The following is an 18,410-nucleotide window of genomic DNA, read 5'->3' as shown; positions in this document are numbered from 1 at the left end:
CGACCCGCGCCGACGGACCGTCAGAAGAGGAGTTCCGAGTTGACCGGCAAGGCTGAGACAGACACGCCCACCAAGGCCGACACAGCGAAGACGGCCCCGAAGGCCGGCGAGTGGACCGAGTGCGACGTCATCATTCTGGGCGCCGGGATCGGCGGCTCGATCACCGGCGCCATCCTGGCCAGGCAGGGCGCGAAGGTGGTGCTCGTCGACGCCGGCCAGCACCCGCGGTTCGCGGTCGGCGAGTCCCAGAACCCGCAGCTCGTGGAGTGGTTGCACATCCTGGCCGTGCGTTACGACGTCCCCGAGATCAAGCACCTGCTCGACATCAAGGCGGTCACCAAGAACATCGGCGCCCACCACGGCAGGAAGCAGAGCTTCGGTTTCGTCCGGCACGTCCCGAACCGGGAGCCGGACCCGAGCGAGGCGACGATGTTCGTCATCCCGAAGATGCTGACCGAGGCATCGCACATGTTCCGCCAGGACACCGACACCTACTACTTCAACGTCGCCGCCAAGTACGGCTGCACCCTGCGGCAGAACTGGCGCGCCACCGACCTGGACTTCGACGACGACGGCGTCACGGTCACCGGCCAGAGCGGCGAGGTCTTCCGCGCCAAGTACCTCATCGACGCCAGCGGTTTCCGCTCGCCGCTCGCCCAGAAGTTCGACCTTCGTGAGAAGCCCTCGCGGATCAAGCACCACGCGCGCTCGCTGTTCACGCACTACGTCGGCATCAAGCCGTACGACGACGTGTGCAACTACCCCGAGGCGCTGCGGCCCCCGGCCGAGTCCCCGTTCCACGGCGGCACCCTGCACCACCTGATCGAACGCGGCTGGTTCTGGATCATCCCGTTCGACAACCACAAGGACTCCAGGAACCCGATGTGCAGCGTCGGCCTGACCTTCGACGAACGGCTGTATCCGCAGCCCAAGGACAAGACCCCGGACGAGGAGTTCAACCACTACCTCGACATGTACCCGGCCGTGAAGCGCCAGTTCGAGGGCGCGCACCGGGTGCGCGAGTGGATATCGACGCCGGACCGGATCCAGTACTCGTCCAAGCAGACGGTCGGCGACCGCTGGTGCCTGATGTCGCACGCGGCCGGCTTCGTCGACCCGCTGTACTCGCGCGGACTGTCCAACACCTTCGAGGTCGTGGACGCGCTGTGCTACCGCGTTCTGGAGGCTCTGGGCGACAACGACTTCTCCGCGAAGCGCTTCGAGTACGTCGAGCGCCTGGAGCAGGGGCTGCTCAAGTACAACGACATGATCGTCGACAGCTCCTACATCGCGTTCTCCCACTTCCGTCTCTGGAACGCGGTGTTCCGGGTCTGGGCCTGCTTCACCACGCCCGCCACCATGCGACAGATCCAGGCCCGCCAGGAGTTCACCCTGGACGGCGACGACCGGCACTTCCGGGAGATGGAGAACGCCCCCTACCCGGGCCTCTGGTGGCCGGACAGTCACGCCTTCAAGCACCTCCTGGAAGTGACACACGAGACCTGTGTGCGCTACGAGGAGGGCGAGATCGACGGTGACAAGGCAGCCGACATCGTCTTCCAGGCCATCAACGACTGCGAGTCGGTCAACACGCCCTTCGGCTGGAAGGAGGGCGAGGACCGCCGGTTCTTCCGGGCCACCACCCCCACGATGGTCAAGTTCATGTGGTGGGCGAGCGTCAACGGCCCCAAGGAGATGCGCGACCTCGGCCGCGCGATGCTCAAGGGCGTCGTCAAGTCCGGCCTGCGCGGCCGCAAGGTCTCCTGACCGCCCCCGAACCACTCCGACCAGCCCGCACAGGGCGTGGTGCCACCCCCACGCGCCGGCCCTGTGCGGGCCCGCTCACCGACCTCTCTCCACCACACCCGCATCGACTCTGGGAAACCGTGTGATCAGTCGTAGGACCCTGCTCGGCGCCGGCTCGACCGCCGCCGGTATCGCCCTTGTGCCCGCCATGCCCGTCGCCGCCGAAGGCTCGGGAACACCCTGGAGCCAGCTCTCGGCCCGGCTCTCGGGTCGTGTCGTGCTGCCCACCGACCCCTACTACATCGTGGCCCGCCAACTGGAGCTCGCGCAGTTCGACTCCGTCAGCCCGCAGGCGGTCGCCTACTGCGCGAGTGCGGCGGACGTCTCGGTCTGTGTGCGCTTCGCCCAGAACCACGGCGTTCCCACGGCGGTCCGCAGTGGCGGCCACAACTACGGCGGCTACTCCACGACCCCGGGCCTGATCATCGACGTGTCCCGGCTCAACGCCGTGACGGTGAACAGCGCCTCGTCGGTGGACATCGGCCCGGGCGCCCAGAACGTCAACATCCTCAACGCCCTGGCCCCGCACGGCCTGGTGGTCAGCGAGGGCGGCTGTCCGACCGTGTGCGCCGGCGGCTTCGTCCAGGGCGGGGGCTTCGGCTTCCTGACCCGGCCGACGGGCATGGCCTGCGACGCGCTCACCTCCGCCCAGGTGGTGCTCGCCGACGGTCGCGTGGTGACCACGTCGGCCACACAGAACCCGGACCTGTTCTGGGCGATCCGCGGTGGCGGCGGCGGCAACTTCGGCATCGTCACGCGGTTCACGGTCACTCCGCACAGCGGCGACCAGATGGCCATCAGCAACCTGATCTTCCCCTACGACCGGATGGCGGACGTCCTCGACGGCGTCGCCCGGTGGCTGGTGGACGCCCCGCACACGATCGGCGGCGGCGCCTATGTGGTGCAGCCCGACGCCGCTCCCGGCTCGGTGCCGCAGGCCAACGTCTTCCTCGCCTCCCGCGGGACACCCACCGAACTGGCCGGTGAGGCGGCCCGGTTGCTCGCCCTGACCGGCGCTCCCCTGCAGCGCCAGGACGGCGTCATGACGTACCAGCAGCTCATGATGATGATCTTCGGCTGCTCCAACCTCTCCGAGGCCCAGTGCCAGCGCTCCGAGAAGACTGCCGAGGGCACGCTGTCCCGGCCTGCCTACGGTCTGGAGCGCACCCGTATGGGCAGTGAGCCGTTCCCGGGGAGTGGCTGGGCGGACGTGATGACGGCGTTCGACGCGAACCGCAGGGCGGGGCAGGCGCGTTACCTGGACTTCCACTTCTTCGGGGGCGCCGCAAACGACGTGCCGCGCACCGCCACCGCGTACGTGCACCGCGACGCGCTCTTCTCGGTCAACTACCGGGTCCTGATCAACAACCCGGCCCAGGCGACCGACGAGGCCAGGGCGGTGGCGAACACCTGGGTCGACAACGGCTTCGCGACCGTCGACCCGCTGTCGAACGGCGAGACCTACCAGAACTGGATGGACCCGTCACTGACGGACTGGAAGACGTCCTACTACGCGGAGAACTACTCGCGGCTGACCAAGGTCAAGAGCAAGTACGACCCGTACCGGTTCTTCCGCTCCCCGCAGTCCATAGGCGCCGCCTGACGCACCGCGAGGCCGCCGGACCAGTTGTCCGGCGGCCTCATGGGGCGACTGGCGCAGGGCCTCAGGGGGTGCGGCCGTACCAGCCGACCAGGCGGTCGATGGCCGGGGCGTCCACCGGGACGTCCACGACGGGGCCGAACGGCACCTGGCCGCCGCGCGGTTCGCGGGGCACGGCGCGCTCCATGGCGGCCATCGGGGCTGCCAGGACGGCGTCGTCCCACGCGGGGGTCTGGCCGGTCGCCTTGGCCAGGTCCCAGGTGTGCAGCACGAACTCATTGGTGTAGATGATCGCGGCGACGGCGCCCGGGACGGGCCCCCAGGGCAGGCCGATCTCCCGGCCCAGGACTGCCGGGTCCGTCCAGACGGACCGCAGCTCCTTCGTCCCGGTGGCCCAGACCTCGGCCCATGCTCCGTCGGCGACGTCCTCGGCGAAGTGCGGAACGCTGAAGAACTGCCCGCCGGCGCCGATCACGGCGACCCTACGGAGCACAGAGACAAGGTGATTGGACAGTTGGCGCACCGAGTAGTCCGGACACGGCGTGGTGGCGTCGTAATCCTCGGGCCGTACCGCGGCCAGCACTTCGCCGGCCAGATCGACGGCCTTCAGCAGTCCGTTGCGGGGATCGCCGAGAGGCGGCACGGCAGGGGAGTTCGTTTCGTTCGTCATGCCGTCGAGTCTTCCGGTCAAACAGGCCATCCTCCGGCCACTTTGCGCGAAAGGCTGATCATTGATGCGAGCTGACCGATTAGTGGCGGCTCTGCTCTTCCTCCAGGCGCGCGGCCTGGTGACCGCCGCGGAGCTCGCCGCCGAGCTCGAGGTCTCCGAACGCACCGCACGACGCGACCTGGAGGCCCTGACCGCCTCCGGTGTCCCCGTCTACGCGCAGCGCGGCCGGGGCGGCGGATGGCGGCTGGTGGGCGGGGCGCGCACGGACCTCACCGGGCTCACCTCGCCGGAGGTCAAGGCACTGTTCCTGGCCGCGGGCCTGGCCGCCGCCTCCCCCGAACTGCGTTCGGCGCTGCGGAAGTTGCTCCGAGCGGTGCCGGAGCCGCTGAGACCGCACGCCGAGGCGGCGACCCGGGCACGGATCGTCGACGACCAGGACTGGTCGCGTTCCGGACTGACGGCGGACGGCGCGCACCGTACGGTCCTGGAGCGCGCGGTGCTGGACGGCGTACGGGTCCGCCTCTGTTACGCCCGCCCCGGTGGCGTACCGCGCGAACGCACCGTGGACCCACTCGGACTGGTCCTCAAGGCGGGCCACTGGTACATGGTGGCCGGCACGTCTGACGGGCTGCGCTCCTTCCGGCTGAGCCGCGTGATCTCGGCGGAGCCGACCGACGAGCCGGTTCGGCGTCCCGCCGACTTCGATCTGGCCGCCGCCTGGCGCTCGTTGGTCACGCAGCTGGAGGACCGGCTGTTCGCCGCGACGGTGACGGCCAGGGCGGATCAGGACGCGCTGCCCGTGCTCCAGCGGCTGTTCGGAGGGCGGCTGAGCGTGGGCGGGCTGCTGCCGGACGGCAGACGGGAGATCGAGGCCTCCGGGCCGTCGGTGGAGGTGGTGGCCGTGCAGCTGGCAGGTCTGGGGCCGCAGGTCGAGGTGGTGGATCCGCCACAGGCACGCGAACACCTGGCCCGCCTCGGTCGCGAGCTCATGGCGCGCTATGGGGCGCTGCACGACCTGGCGACAACATAGTCACTTTCCTCTAGGTACCTACTATACGAAGGATGCTAGCGTCGCAGACAGAGCCCAACTCCACCGCTTGTCCACTACTTTGGGAGTTTTCGTGATCGTTGTAACCGGAGCCTCAGGAAACGTCGGCCGTCCGCTCGTCGAGGCGCTCGCCACGGCGGGCGAGAAGGTCACGGCCGTGTCCCGCAACCCTCTCCCCTACGACCTCCCGGAGGGAGCGCGGCATGTTCCCGCCGACCTCGCCGATCCCTCCACCCTGGGTCCCGCCCTGGACGGCGCGGAAGCCCTGTTCATCCTGCTGGCCGGTGAACTGCTCGGCGGCGGCGCACCTGCCGTCGAGGTACTGGCGGCCGTGAAGGAAGCCGGCGTGCGGCGTGTGGTGCTGCTCTCCTCACAGATCAACAGCACCCGTCCGGACGCCCTCTCGCACGGCCGACTGCGGGAGTTCGAGGAGGCCGTACGCTCCTCCGGCCTGGACTGGACCGTCCTGCGTCCGGGCGGCTTCGCCTCCAACGCCTATGCCTGGATCGAGTCCGTCCGCACGCAGCGCTCGGTGTTCGCCCCGTTCGCCGATGTGGCGCTGCCGGTCGTGGACCCGGCGGACATCGCCGAGGTCGCCGCCGTGGTGCTGCGCACCGAAGGCCACTCCGGACAGACGTACGAGCTGACCGGACCGGCCGCCGTCACCCCGCGCGAGCAGACGGAGGCGCTCCTCGAAGCACTCGGCGAGCAGGTGGGCTTCGTGGAGCTGACCCGTGAGCAGGCACGCGAGCACATGGCGCGGTTCATGCCCGAGCCGGTGATCGACGGCACGCTCGACATCCTCGGCGAGCCGCTCCCCGCCGAGCAGCGGGTCAGCCCCGATGTCGAGACGCTCCTCGGCCGCCCGGCCGGCTCCTTCGCGGGGTGGGCGAAGCGCAACGTCCACGCCTTCAAGTGACGCCGGCGTCCTTGAACAACCCCGGCACCGGCGGGTAACGCCGCGCCGGCCCCAAGCACCGTCCCGGACCCGGAAATCCCCCGTACGGGTCCGGGGCGGCCCATTCGCACGAGCGACGGCCACGTCCGGCGCACAGGCCCCGCCGGAGCATCGGCGGGGCTTGCGGGGTTTCGACGCCCGTCCCATCCGCTCGCGCGGTACCCGATCTGTCGATCAACGGGTCACAGGGGCCGGGTGGGCCGGTCGAGGAGGCGGGCACCGATGAGGGCGGTCCGCAGGGTGTGACGGTCGGCGCGGTCCGCGGGATCGTTGCCGGTCAGGGTGCGGATGCGTTCCAGCCGGTAGATCAGCGCGCGCACGCCGAGCGCCGGCCGCCGGGCCGCGCCGACCGCCGTGACCGGCGCCGGGGGTGGATACGCGGGGGAGGTCGTCGACGATGACGGACCGCACGGACTCGACGACCGGTCGAACAGGCTCTCCAACCCGTCGTCGGGAACCTCACAATTTCTTTACGCAACGTGGACAGGTCGACAACACGCGGTCACCCGACCCGGACATCGCCGGGTCCCGGCAGGGTGCTCGATGCCGGTGCGGGCCGTGGGCAGGGGGAATTCGTCGCCGTCGGCGCTCGCACCCCCCGTCGGCCGTCTCGGCCGCGCCGTGTTGACCTGGCTGGTTGGGCAGCCAGTGGATCACCTCGGCGCGCTCTCCGGTAACGTCGGAATATGAGCCATCCGCATCCCGAACTGAAAGCCGCCCCTCCCCTGCCTGAAGGAGGCCTGAGGGTCATCGCCCTGGGCGGTCTGGGTGAGATCGGCCGCAACATGACCGTCTTCGAGCATGCCGGCAAGCTGCTCATCGTCGACTGCGGCGTGCTGTTCCCCGAAGAGACCCAGCCCGGCGTGGACGTGATCCTGCCGGACTTCACCTCGATCCGCGATCGTCTGGACGACATCGTGGCCGTGGTGCTCACCCATGGCCACGAGGACCACATCGGTGCCGTGCCGTACCTTCTGCGAGAGCGCTCCGACATCCCTGTCGTGGGCTCGAAGCTGACACTGGCGTTCCTTGAGGCCAAGCTCAAGGAGCACGGAATCCGGCCGCGCGCGGTGCGGGTACGCGAGGGCGACCGGCGCGGTTTCGGCCCCTTCAACTGCGAGTTCGTGGCGGTCAACCACTCCATCCCGGACAGCCTCGCGGTCGCCATCCGTACCGGGGCCGGCATGGTGCTGCACACCGGCGACTTCAAGATGGACCAGTTCCCGCTGGACGACCGGATCACCGACCTGCGCGCCTTCGCCCGCCTCGGCGAGGAGGGCGTCGATCTCTTCCTGACCGACTCCACCAACGCCGAGGTCCCCGGCTTCACCACCTCCGAGCGCGAGCTGAACCCCGCGATCGAGCAGGTGATGCGCACCGCCCCGCGCCGGGTGATCGTCTCCAGTTTCGCCAGCCATGTGCACCGCATCCAGCAGGTCCTGGACGCCGCGCACCAGCACGGTCGCAAGGTCGCCTTCGTGGGCCGTTCCATGGTCCGCAACATGGGTATCGCCCGCGACCTCGGGTATCTGAAGGTGCCCAGCGGTCTGGTCGTGAGCACCAAGGAAATGGAGAAACTGGCGGACCACAAGATCGCCCTGGTGTGCACGGGGTCCCAGGGCGAGCCGATGGCCGCTCTGTCCCGGATGGCCAACCGCGACCATGTGATCCGCATCGGCAAGGGCGACACCGTCCTGCTCGCCAGCTCCCTGATCCCCGGCAACGAGAACGCCATCTACCGGGTGATCAACGGGCTGACCCGCTGGGGCGCGCATGTCGTCCACAAGGGCAACGCCAAGGTGCACGTCTCCGGGCACGCCAGCGCCGGTGAGCTCGTGTACTGCTACAACATCGTCAAGCCCCGCAACGTCATGCCCGTGCACGGCGAGTGGCGCCACCTGCGGGCCAACGCCGACCTGGCCATCCGTACGGGGGTCGATCCCGAGCGGGTCGTCATCGCCGAGGACGGCGTCGTCGTCGACCTGGTGGACGGACGGGCGAAGATCACCGGCAAGGTGCCCGCGGGCAACGTCTACGTGGACGGCATGGAGGTCGGCGGCGCCACCGAGGCGTCCCTGAAGGACCGCGTCACCCTCGCCGAGGAAGGCGTGGTCACCGTGGTGGCGATCGTCGACGCCGACACGGGTGCCCTTGCCGAGACTCCCGACTTCCTGGCCCGCGGGTTCGTCCACGACGACACCACCTTCGAGCCGGTGATCCCCGTCATCGAGAAGACCCTGGCGACCGCGGCCCAGGAAGGCGTCGGCGACGCGCGCCAGCTGGAACAGCTGATCGCGCGTGCCGTGGCGAACTGGGCCTTCCGTACCCACCGCCGCAGGCCTCTCATCATCCCCGTCATCATCGACGCCTGACCGGCGTCCCCTGCCGCTCCCCGTCTCTGCCCTGCCCTGTCGGCAGGGCAGAGACGGTTTCGCGACTGTGTCCGCACCCGCGCGGAGCGGCGTTCCCTGCACAGGTTTCGGGCACCGACGGTGCGTCAGAAAGGTAAACGGATGAGCGCGCGTTTCGAGGAGATCGACTGGCGCCCGACACCGATGGGCGACATCAGCCTGCGGCGCCGACGCGACCCGGTGTCGGGCAGCGATGTCTACGAGGTGAAGCTCGGCGACGAGTTCCTGATGTCCAGCCTCTTCACAGCCGGCGAGATCGCGCTGGCGGAACTCGGACTGGCGGAACTGCCCGGCGCCGAACTGGACATCGCCGTCGGCGGACTCGGACTCGGATACACCGCCCAGGCGGTGCTGGACGACCCCCGGGTGCGCTCGCTGACCGTGATCGACACGCTCGCCGAAGTCATCGACTGGCACCAGCGGGGTCTGGTCCCTCTCGGCGCCGGGCTGACTTCGGACGCCCGGTGCCGCCTGGTTCAGGGTGACTTCTTCGCGATGGCCGCCGACTCGCGCGGCCTGGACCCGAGGGAGCCGGGCCGCCGCTTCCACGCCATCCTGCTGGATGTCGACCATTCGCCGCGCCATGTGCTCCACCCGCGCCACGCGGCGCTCTACCAGCCTGCCGGGCTCCGCGCTCTCAGTGAGCACCTCCGTCCCGGCGGGGTCTTCGCCCTGTGGTCGAACGACCCGCCGGACGCGCAGTTCACCTCTGTTCTCACCGAGGTGTTCCCGCACTCTGCGGCCCATGTCGTCGACTTCGACAATCCTCTGCAAGGCGGCACCTCGACCAACACCGTCTACGTGGCCGCCACGGCACCGGACCTGCCGTAGGCGCGGGCCCCGCCGAACCGTGGCGATCAGGTCCTCGGTCAGGACTCCGACGGGTTGCCGAGGCCGGTGAGCGCGCCGACCGGGTCCAGGTCGGGGGTGCCGCGGGGCCACCAGTCGTCGTGGCCGGGCTCGGACTCGTACGCGTACCAGAGGCCGTCGCGGCCCAGGCGCAGCTGTATGTGGCCGCGCGGGTGGGTGAGGTGGTTGCGCCGGGGTCTGAAGGCGGGGAGGTCCGCGGCGAGCAGAAGGGGGCGGGCGCGGTCGAACCGTCCCGCAGGCGGGTCCCAGGCCTCTTCGAGGACCGCGAGTCCGTCGAGCCCGCCCTGCCGCCAGGCGGCCACCGCGCGCGCCAGGTCGGCCGGGGTGCGGCCGGCGCCTCTCGCGAGCGAGGAGTAGAGGGCTCGGGTGCCGGCGGTGAGGCCTGAGCCGGGGCGGGCGGCGGCGAGACGTACGGCGTCCTGCCACAGCGTCAGCTCACCGACCGGGTCGTGGCCGCTGGTGAGCAGGGTGTGGGCGCGGGCCGCGGCGTCCGTCGCCAACTGGTCCAGCGCGAAGGGGTCCGGACCGCCCGGGGACGCCGGGTAGGCCGGGGGCGGCTCGGGATGCGGGCGGGGAGGCAGCGGGGCCGGGAGCGGCGGGAGGGTGCGCGGGACGAGCGCCTCGGAGGCCCTGACCCCGGGGAAGGCCCCCGGCTGCTGATCCTGAGCGGCACGGGCGGCGCGGGCGGCGTTGCGCCGGGACAACTCGTCGAGCACCTCCCGTTCGCCCCGGCCCCGCAGGAGGAGCAGTACGAAGGGGTCGGCGTCGAGGAGACGGGCGGTCTGGTAGCAGAGGGCTGCGGCGTGCTTGCAAGGGTGTCCGGAGTCGGGGCAACTGCACAGGGGGTCGAGGTCGCCCGCGCCGGGCAGCAGTGGAGCCCCGCAGTCGGCGAGGGAATGGGGCATCTCCTTGTCGAGCAGCGCGGCGATGTGCCCGGGCCGCTCCACCGCGGCGTCCAGGAACCGCTCCCACTCCTGGTCGCCGAGGGTGCGCAGCCGCACCTGGACGCGGTACGGCCTCGGCCGGGAGCCCTGCACATAGGCGAGCACGAGCCCCGGTGTCACCGTGATGGCATCGACGTGCCCCTTCTCCGCGTACCCGCGTCCCCGCACCAGCCGGGCGGCGTCCAACGCGCCCTCCTCCAGGGCGGCCACCCAGGCGTTCCCCCACCAGCTCTCCGCGAAGCCGACGCCCCGGGACGACGTCTTCGGGTTCGCCGAGGGGGGCAGAGCGGGGAAGGTTCGGCGCAGCTCACCGTCACGGCCGGGCGCGGCCATGGAGGAGGACGGGGAGGTGAGGCGTGAGGTGTTGGCGGGAGCGGCGGGGGGCGCCGCCTGCCGGAACCTGGTGGTGTCCGGGGGCTTCGGCGCGCCCAGGGTGTTCCGGATGCCCCACGACCGGCCTGGTGGCGTCTCCGGGGCCTCGACACCCACGCCGCCGTCGCGCGGGGCCGGCGCGGCAACGGCACGCAGGACATCCCCGACGGTCACCGGCGGCGACGGATCCGTACGCGACTCGTCGTGCCGGGTCTCCAGGCCTCTCACCGGGGTCGCCGGGGACTGGTCGGTGGGCGACCCGAAGGAACCGGCGAGCAGTTCCCGTACGTCATGCCGCCGGTCTCCGGGGCTTCGGTCCCGTGGGTCCGGCCCGGGCGCGGGCGGGACGGGCCGCCGCGTGGCCTCGTCCGCCGCCGTCCCGGTGTCCGGACGGGCCCGCCGCGCCTCTCCGCGCGCGGCGCGCAGAGCCTCCCGGGCGACATCCCCGGGGCGCCCGGCCCTGCGGTCCTCGGTGTCGGTACGCGCCGTCGGCACCTCACGAACGTCCGGGTCGGTCTCGCCCGTCGGCGCGGCCTGGGCGGCCGGGCCCCCGGACGGCGTCGTCGCGCTCCGCAGGGCCGCACGAGCCGCGTCCCCCGGCCGGGTTCCACGCGCTCCGGCGTCGGCCGCGCCGGGTGTCCCGGTCGTCTCCTGACCCGCGCGCTCCCGTGCCGCCCGCAATGCCCTGCGCGCCGCGTCGGCGGGCCGGTCCGGATCGGCCTCGCCGGACGGGGGACACCCGACCGACGTCGGCTCCTCCCCCACCGTGCCGGTTCCTTCCCCCCGCTCCCGGTGCTCCTCCGGTGACATCACACCGCCCTCCGAAGGGAGACCAGGTCGGACAGTGCCCGGTCCGTCAGTTCCGTGAAGGACGACTCCCCGGACGTCAGGATCGCGTCGGCCAGGGCACGCTTGGACTCCAGCATCTCCGCGATGCGGTCCTCGACCGTGCCCTCGGTGATCAGGCGGTGCACCTGGACCGGCTGGGTCTGGCCGATGCGGTAGGCGCGGTCCGTGGCCTGTTCCTCGACCGCGGGGTTCCACCAGCGGTCGAAGTGGACGACATGTCCCGCGCGCGTGAGGTTCAGGCCGGTGCCGGCGGCCTTCAGGGAGAGGACCAGGATCGGGGTCGCGCCGCTCTGGAAGCGGTCCACCATGCGTTCCCTCTCGGGGACCGGGGTGCCGCCGTGGAGCAGTTCCACCGGGACCGCGCGAGCCGCGAGGTGGGACGTGATCAGGCGGGCCATTCCCACGTACTGCGTGAAGACCAGCGCCGAGCCGTCCTCGGCGAGCAGGGTGTCCAACAGCTCGTCCAGCAGGGCGAGTTTGCCGGAGCGGGCGGCCAGCCGGTCTCCCGCTCCGGGCCCGGGGGCCTCCTCCTTCAGGTACAGGGCGGGGTGGTCGCAGATCTGTTTGAGGGAGGTCAGCAGCTTCAGCACCAGGCCGCGGCGCGACATGCCGTCCGCCGTCTCGATGGCGAGCAGCGACTCGCGCACCACCGCCTCGTACAGCGCGGCCTGTTCGCGGGTCAGGGGGACCGGGTGGTCCGTCTCCGTCTTCGGCGGCAGTTCGGGGACGATGCCCGGGTCGGACTTCTTGCGGCGCAGCAGAAACGGGCGGACCAGGCGGGCCAGCCGGGCCACCGCCTCCTCGTCCTCACCGGTCTCCACCGCGCGCGCATGCCGGGCACGGAAGGACTTGAGGGGGCCCAGGAGGCCAGGGGTGGTCCAGTCGAGCAGGGCCCAGAGTTCGGAGAGGTTGTTCTCCACCGGAGTGCCGGTGAGGGCCACGCGCGCGGGGGTCGGGATCGTGCGCAGCGCCCTGGCCGTCGCCGAGTACGGGTTCTTGACGTGCTGGGCCTCGTCCGCGACGACCATCCCCCACGGCTGCTCGGCCAGCCGGGGCGCCGTCGACCGCATGGTGCCGTACGTCGTGAGGACGAAGCCGCCCGTCATGTCCTCCAGGGTGCGGTCGGGGCCGTGGTAGCGGCGGACGGGGACGCCGGGCGCGAACTTGTTGATCTCGCGCTGCCAGTTGCCCAGCAGGGAGGCCGGGCAGACCACCAGCGTCGGTTCGCTGCGGGCCCGCCGCAGATGCAGGGCGATGACGGTGATCGTCTTGCCGAGCCCCATGTCGTCGGCGAGGCAGCCGCCGAGGCCCAGGGAGGTCATGAGGTCCAGCCAGGCGAGTCCCCGGAGCTGGTAGTCGCGGAGGCGTGCCCGCAGCCCCGGGGGCGGTTCCACCGGGGTGATGCCCGCCGTCAGCCGGTCGCGCAGGGCGGCCAGCGCGCCGACCGGGACCGCCTCGACGCTCTCGCCGTCGACCTCCACACGGCCGGTGAGTGCGGCCGAGAGCGCGTCGACCGGGTCCAGCAGGCCGAGTTCGCGTTTGCGCGCCTTGCGGACGAGCGCCGGGTCGACGAGCACCCACTGGTCCTTGAGGCGTACGACGGGACGGTGGGCCTCCGCCAGCAGGTCCATCTCGGCCTCGGTGAGCGGATCTCCGCCGAGCGCCAACTGCCAGCGGAACTGGAGGAGTTCCTCGCTCTCGAAGAAGCCGGTGCCGTCCTTCGCCGAGCCGGGCGCCGGACGTACGACCGCCTGGGCGGTCAGGTCCTGGGCGAGGTCCCGGGGCCAGTGCACGGCGACGCCGGCGGCGGCGAGCCGGGTCGCGGCGACCCCGAGCAGGTCGTACAGCTCCTCCTCGGAGAGTGCCAGGGCGTCGGGCGCGTCCTGTTCGGTGAGGCGGTCGAGCGGGGGCCAGACGCGGGCCGCGCGGCGCACCGCCAGGGCGGCGTCCACGTGGGCACGTGCTCCGAAGGCCGCGTCCGCGGTGCCCGCCCACAGGGTCGCCGCGTCGGTCACCAGGGTGGGGTCGGCGAGGCTGTGCACCTGGACGATCGCCGCGCCCGCGGTGGGCACCCGGTCGGGGTCATCGAACAGTTCGTACGCCGACAGGTCGAGGCGGAGTGAGATCCGCACGCCCGCGTCCATGCCCGCGGCGACCTCCGCCGCCCAGTCGTGGGCGTCGGGCAGCTTCTGGGCCGGGCGTGCGGCGAAGGGCATCCCCGCGGCGTACGGAGCCGCCGGGGTACGCGGCAGGGTGTCCGCGACGGCGTCCAGGAAGGCGCGCACCAGCGCCTCCGGCTCGGGCAGCAGCAGGGCGCCGGAGCCCGGCAGGGGCACCGCGTGGCCCTCGTGGGGCAGGGCGGCGGCGATGGCCCTGAGGTGGGCGATGTCGTCGGGGTCCAGCGGGCCCGCGCGCCAGGCGTCGTGGCCGGCGGGGGTGAGTCCGGGCAGCAGTCTGCCGCGGGCGGTGAGCCGCAGCGCGTGCAGGGCGGCGGCGCCCCAGCAGGCCGTGGCGGGATGGGCGGCGGGGTCGCGGCGGGCCCGCACGAGCAGCGGCAGTGCCGCTTCGACGGGCAGTGTCAGCGCGGGGGTGGTCCGGCGGCGGACGCCGTTCCCGTGTCGTCGTACCACCGTCAGTTCCGTATGACCGTCGACCGTGTCCGGTAGGCCCGTGTTCCCTTCCGGGTCCCAGAAGGCGATGCGGCCCTCGCGCGGGAGGGGGGCGGGGAGGAAGACGGCCGCGAGGCGCACGGGCACGTCCGCCACCGCTGTCGCCGACGACTCGTCGCTCATGCGTACCTCACCTCCCGCCCTCGTGTCGTGTCCGTCGAGTCGGACGTCTTCGACTGTACGGGCGGGGTCTGACAATCGGTCCCGGAAACGGGCCGAAGCGCGTCGCGCGGCCGGTCAGGGGGTCGTGCGCGAGACGACGTACACCATGTAGTGGTTGGAGTGGGACCACTTCACGACGATGTGCTGCGTGGGTGCAGGGTTCTGCTGCCGATGGGCGAGCCCCCACCACGGGCCGGGCTCCTTGAACTCCCAGCCGACGATCTTCTGGTCACGGGCGCTGATGGGGAACTGGTCCTTCTTCAGGCTGGTGCGAGGGACGCCCATGGCCTTGAAGAAGTAGTCCAGCCCCGCGTTCGTGGTCATGAACTGGACGTACAGACGGCTGGTACGCCAGTTGTTCGTCTCGTAGTACGCGACCTTCGTCGACAGGATTCCCTCGCCGTCGGCCTGGCGCGGGACGGGCACCTCGTAGATGTGGCGCTGGACCTTGGAGGGCCAGGCCTCGGTGAGGCCTCGCGCCGCCCACTTGCGTTCCTTGTCCTTGCCGCTGTCGCGGCTCTGGTTGGCGGAGATCACCAGATAGCCGGCCGGGACACCGATGAGCAGCACGATGATCAGCAGGGTCAGGGCGCGACGGCGGATCCTGTGCCCGCGGTCCTCGGGCGGGCCGGGCGGCTCGTCCGGCGGCATGGCCTGGCGGGGCAGGGAGGCGGTCACAGCGGCCCCTGGGTGGCGCGGCGGGTGGTCTCGACGAACTTCTCGTAGCGCTCGTACCGTTCGACGCGGCGCCGGTTGGCGCGCCGGAAGCGGCGGGCGACCAGCCGGGCGAGGTCGGCGGCGCCCACCATGCCGGCCTCGGGACCGAGCTGGGCGCGGGCGATGCGGGCCTCGGGGCGGTAGCCGCGGCCGGTGAGGTGGCGGCGGAACGCGTCCCGGGCGGGGCCGATCAGCAGGTCGTCGGCCGCGGAGACGCCACCGCCGATGACGAAGCAGGAGGGGTCCAGGGCGGCGGCCAGGTTGGCGATGCCGACGCCGAGCCACTGGCCGATGTCCTGGAGCAGTTCGATGCACATGGCGTCGCCCTCGCGGGCCAGCTCGGTGATCATCGGACCGGTGATGTCGGCGATGTTGCCCTTGACGTGCTCGATGATCCCGTACGCAACCGGGGAGTCTGCAGCCGCGAGTTCGCGCGCCTCTCTGACCAGGGCGTTTCCTGAGCTGTACTGCTCCCAGCAACCACGGTTGCCGCACGGGCAGCGGTGGCCGCCGGGCACGACCTGCATATGGCCGAACTCGCCTGCGACGCCGAACTTGCCGCGCTTGACCTGGCCGTCCTCCAGGATCGCGCCGCCGATGCCGGTGCCGAGCGTGATCATGACGAGGTGGTCCTCGCCGCGGCCCGCGCCGAAGCGCCACTCCGCCCAGGCGGCGGCGTTGGCGTCGTTGTCGACCAGCACGGGGACGGCCAGCCGGCCCGCGAGGCGGTCGCGCAGGGGCTCGTTGCGCCAGGACAGGTGCGGGGCGAACAGGACGCGGCTGCGGTCGGCGTCGACCCAGCCGGCCGCTCCGATGCCGACGGCGTGCACGTCGTGCCGGTCGGAGAGGTCCAGGACCAGCTCCGTGATGGTGTCCTCGACGACCTTGGGGCTCTTGGACTTGTCCGGCGTCTCGGTACGGATCTTCTCCAGGATGTTGCCGTCGGCGTCGACCACTCCCGCCATCACCTTCGTGCCGCCGATGTCGATGCCGACGGTGGGCACGCGGGGAGCCGTGAGGTGGGAACGGCGCTCGCGCGTGCCGACGGTGCGCAGGGCGGGGGCTCTGCGGGAGCCGATGGGGGCGCTGCCCTCTCGGCCGGAGCCGGCCAGTGCCCTGGGGAGTGCGAGGTCGCGGTAGCTGGTCATCGGGAGTGATTCTGCCTCACCGGCAAGGCGGGTGCGGTGCGGGGGAGCACTGGGCTCTGCGGTTGTTTGCCGGGTGCGGGTGCGTCGTGGTTGCTCGCGCAGTTCCCCGCGCCCCTGAAAGGGGGCTTACGCCCCCCTTTCAGGGGCGTACCAGGAGCTGGAATTCGAAGGAGTAGCGCGTCGGGCGGTAGGTGTGGGTGCCGAACTCGACCGCGCGGCCCGTGTCGTCGAACGTCGTGCGTTGCATCGTGAGCAAGGGGGCACCCTCGCGCTCGGTGAGGCGTTCTGCCTCCTCCGCCAGTGCCCCGCGCGCGCCGATCGACTGGCGGGCGCTGTGCAGGGTGATCCCGGCGGCGCGCATCAGCCGGTACAGCCCGGTGGCCTCCAGCTGGCCCGTGTCCAGGTCGAACAGGCCGGGCGGCAGATAGTTGCAGAGGTACGCCATCGGCTCGCCGTGCGCCATCCGCAGCCGTTCCACGCGGTGTACGTCGCTGCCCTCGGCCACGTTGAGCGCTGCGGCGACCTCGGCGGACGCCGGCACGACCGTGTTGACGAGCACCCTGGTCGCGGGGCGCTGGCCCGCCGCCTCCAGGTCGTCGTACAGGCTGCTCAGTTCCAGAGGGCGTTTGACCTGGCTGTGGACGACCTGCGTGCCGACGCCCCGGCGGCGTACGAGCAGGCCCTTGTCCACGAGGGACTGGATGGCCTGGCGCACCGTGGGGCGGGACAGGCCGAGCCGCCCGGCCAGCTCTATCTCGTTGCCCAGCAGACTGCCGGGAGTGAGTGCTCCGTGCTCGATCGCGGCTTCGAGCTGCTGGGACAGCTGGAAGTACAGCGGCACCGGACTGCTCCGGTCCACACTGAGTTCCAGCGGCGCTGTCGGATCCACATCTGGTTTCGGCACGGCCCGAGCGTAGCTCCGGGGACTGTTGACGGGAAGTCGTGTAGTTCGGTTGTCCGGACATACGCATTGACAGCGTGCCTGGTCGGACCCCAGTTTGGTTCTTATGCGCATCGGAGTCATCGGGACGGGCCGCATCGGTACATTCCACGCGAATGCCCTCAGCCGCCACCGCGAGGTAGGGGGCTCCCTCATCGTCACGGACGCGGACAGCGGGCGGGCACAGGATCTCGCGCACCGCTTAGGAGCCACGGCCGCACCGGGTGTGGACGAGATCTTCACCTGGGGCGTGGACGCCGTGGTGATCACAGCCGCCACCTCGGCCCACGCCGAACTGATCGGTCGGGCAGCACGCTCGGGTCTCCCGGTGTTCTGCGAGAAGCCCATAGCGCTCGACCTGCCGGCCACTCTGGCCGCGATCGCCGAGGTGGAGGCGGCCGGCACCATCCTCCAGATGGGCTTCCAGCGCCGCTTCGACACCGGGTACACAGGTGCCCGCGAGGCCGTGCGCTCCGGGAAGCTCGGCCGTCTGCACACCGTCCGGATGATGACGTCGGACCAGACGCCGCCTCCGCCCGAGTATCTGCCGCTGTCCGGCGGGCTGTACCGGGACACCCTGATCCACGACTTCGACATCCTGCGCTGGGTGACGGGGCGCGAGATCGTCGAGGTGTACGCGACCGGGTCGGACGCCGGGCCCTCGATGTTCCGCGACGCCGGCGACATCGACACGGGCGCCGCGGTCCTCACCCTGGACGACGGCACCCTCGCCACGGCGACGGCGACCCGTATGAACGGCGCCGGCTACGACGTCCGTATGGAGCTGGCCGGTGAGCTGGACCAGATCGGCGTCGGCCTGGACGACCGTACGCCCATCGCGTCCACCGAACCGGCCGGACCGCCCGCCGCGAGCAAGCCGTGGACCGGCTTCCTGGAGCGCTTCGGCCCCGCCTACGAGGACGAGCTGTCGGCCTTCGTCGAGGTGGTGCGCGGCGAACGCGCCAACCCGTGCGACGGCCGCGAGGCACTCCAGGCCCTGCGTGTCGCCGAGGCCTGCGAACTGTCCAGACGGGAGCACAGGCCCGTACATCTGGCGGAGATCCAGGGCGGGTGGAGCTGAGAGCTGAGAGCCGGGAGGAGGGGGACGAGGGGAGTTGCAGCTGACGCCCGGTCCCGGGTTTCACGGACCGGCCGGATCACCGGTCCGGCTGCTCCGAGTCACCGGTGTGCTCCGGGCGTGCCCCGGTGGCCGGCCAACGCCCTCACGACCTGCGCCGCCGCGACG

At 71.4% G+C, this 18,410-nt stretch carries 14 protein-coding genes; 7 read left to right on the top strand and 7 right to left on the bottom strand.

Features of this window, described 5'->3' with window-relative positions; genetic code table 11:
* The first annotated feature begins 39 nt into the window (after positions 1 to 39).
* Together OHN74_RS34895 and OHN74_RS34890 are read left to right on the top strand one after the other, a co-directional pair.
* Positions 40 to 1,767 carry an NAD(P)/FAD-dependent oxidoreductase gene (locus tag OHN74_RS34895; RefSeq protein WP_327698552.1) on the top strand — a complete coding sequence of 576 codons (1,728 nt, stop codon included), beginning with the start codon at positions 40 to 42 and terminating at the stop codon, positions 1,765 to 1,767.
* 121 nt (positions 1,768 to 1,888) lie between these two features.
* Positions 1,889 to 3,409 (top strand): FAD-binding oxidoreductase, encoded by a 1,521-nt coding sequence (locus OHN74_RS34890; protein WP_327698551.1) that lies wholly within the window; start codon positions 1,889 to 1,891, stop codon positions 3,407 to 3,409.
* A 61-nt stretch (positions 3,410 to 3,470) separates the two neighbouring features.
* Here OHN74_RS34890 and OHN74_RS34885 read toward each other — a convergent pair whose 3' ends face one another.
* Positions 3,471 to 4,076, bottom strand: a complete 606-nt coding sequence (locus OHN74_RS34885; protein ID WP_327698550.1) for a TIGR03086 family metal-binding protein — start codon at positions 4,074 to 4,076, stop codon at positions 3,471 to 3,473.
* A 64-nt stretch (positions 4,077 to 4,140) separates the two neighbouring features.
* Between OHN74_RS34885 and OHN74_RS34880 the strand changes: the two genes are divergently transcribed.
* Positions 4,141 to 5,106 (top strand): helix-turn-helix transcriptional regulator, encoded by a 966-nt coding sequence (locus tag OHN74_RS34880; RefSeq protein ID WP_327698549.1) that lies wholly within the window; start codon positions 4,141 to 4,143, stop codon positions 5,104 to 5,106.
* 91 nt (positions 5,107 to 5,197) lie between these two features.
* Positions 5,198 to 6,043, top strand: coding sequence for an NAD(P)H-binding protein (locus OHN74_RS34875; RefSeq protein ID WP_327698548.1), 846 nt, complete (start codon positions 5,198 to 5,200; stop codon positions 6,041 to 6,043).
* A 221-nt stretch (positions 6,044 to 6,264) separates the two neighbouring features.
* Here the strand turns inward: OHN74_RS34875 and OHN74_RS42970 are convergent, their stop codons facing one another.
* Positions 6,265 to 6,525 (bottom strand): hypothetical protein, encoded by a 261-nt coding sequence (locus tag OHN74_RS42970; protein WP_443060496.1) that lies wholly within the window; start codon positions 6,523 to 6,525, stop codon positions 6,265 to 6,267.
* 243 nt (positions 6,526 to 6,768) lie between these two features.
* On the opposite strand from OHN74_RS42970, the gene OHN74_RS34865 reads away from it, so the two are divergent.
* On the top strand, positions 6,769 to 8,454 hold the full coding sequence (locus OHN74_RS34865; protein WP_327698547.1) for a ribonuclease J: 1,686 nt from the start codon (positions 6,769 to 6,771) through the stop codon (positions 8,452 to 8,454).
* Between the two features lie 141 nt (positions 8,455 to 8,595).
* Entirely contained in the window at positions 8,596 to 9,324 is a 729-nt protein-coding gene (locus OHN74_RS34860; RefSeq protein WP_327698546.1) for a spermidine synthase, read from the top strand.
* A 38-nt stretch (positions 9,325 to 9,362) separates the two neighbouring features.
* On the opposite strand, the gene OHN74_RS34855 is transcribed toward OHN74_RS34860, so the two are convergent.
* The 5 genes from OHN74_RS34855 to OHN74_RS34835 all read right to left on the bottom strand — a co-directional run bounded on the left by OHN74_RS34855 (position 9,363) and on the right by OHN74_RS34835 (position 17,113).
* Positions 9,363 to 11,489 (bottom strand): SWIM zinc finger family protein, encoded by a 2,127-nt coding sequence (locus tag OHN74_RS34855; protein WP_443060586.1) that lies wholly within the window; start codon positions 11,487 to 11,489, stop codon positions 9,363 to 9,365.
* Positions 11,489 to 14,320 (bottom strand): DEAD/DEAH box helicase, encoded by a 2,832-nt coding sequence (locus OHN74_RS34850; protein ID WP_327698544.1) that lies wholly within the window; start codon positions 14,318 to 14,320, stop codon positions 11,489 to 11,491. Before OHN74_RS34850 ends, OHN74_RS34855 begins: the two co-directional genes overlap by 1 nt.
* A gap of 114 nt (positions 14,321 to 14,434) precedes the next feature.
* Complete coding sequence (locus OHN74_RS34845; RefSeq protein WP_327698543.1) at positions 14,435 to 15,037, bottom strand: sugar kinase; 603 nt, start codon at positions 15,035 to 15,037, stop codon at positions 14,435 to 14,437.
* Positions 15,034 to 16,224 carry an ROK family glucokinase gene (locus OHN74_RS34840; protein WP_327698542.1) on the bottom strand — a complete coding sequence of 397 codons (1,191 nt, stop codon included), beginning with the start codon at positions 16,222 to 16,224 and terminating at the stop codon, positions 15,034 to 15,036. Before OHN74_RS34840 ends, OHN74_RS34845 begins: the two co-directional genes overlap by 4 nt.
* Before the next feature lie 139 nt (positions 16,225 to 16,363).
* Positions 16,364 to 17,113, bottom strand: a complete 750-nt coding sequence (locus OHN74_RS34835; protein ID WP_327700380.1) for a GntR family transcriptional regulator — start codon at positions 17,111 to 17,113, stop codon at positions 16,364 to 16,366.
* A gap of 118 nt (positions 17,114 to 17,231) precedes the next feature.
* Between OHN74_RS34835 and OHN74_RS34830 the strand changes: the two genes are divergently transcribed.
* Positions 17,232 to 18,245 (top strand): Gfo/Idh/MocA family protein, encoded by a 1,014-nt coding sequence (locus tag OHN74_RS34830; RefSeq protein WP_327698541.1) that lies wholly within the window; start codon positions 17,232 to 17,234, stop codon positions 18,243 to 18,245.
* Positions 18,246 to 18,410: the final 165 nt, after the last annotated feature.

The sequence above is a fragment of the Streptomyces sp. NBC_00459 genome (assembly GCF_036013955.1).
Taxonomy (GTDB): Bacteria; Actinomycetota; Actinomycetes; order Streptomycetales; family Streptomycetaceae; genus Streptomyces.
The sequence above is the reverse complement of the archived record's forward strand: the minus strand, read 5'-3'. Positions and strand labels throughout refer to the sequence as shown.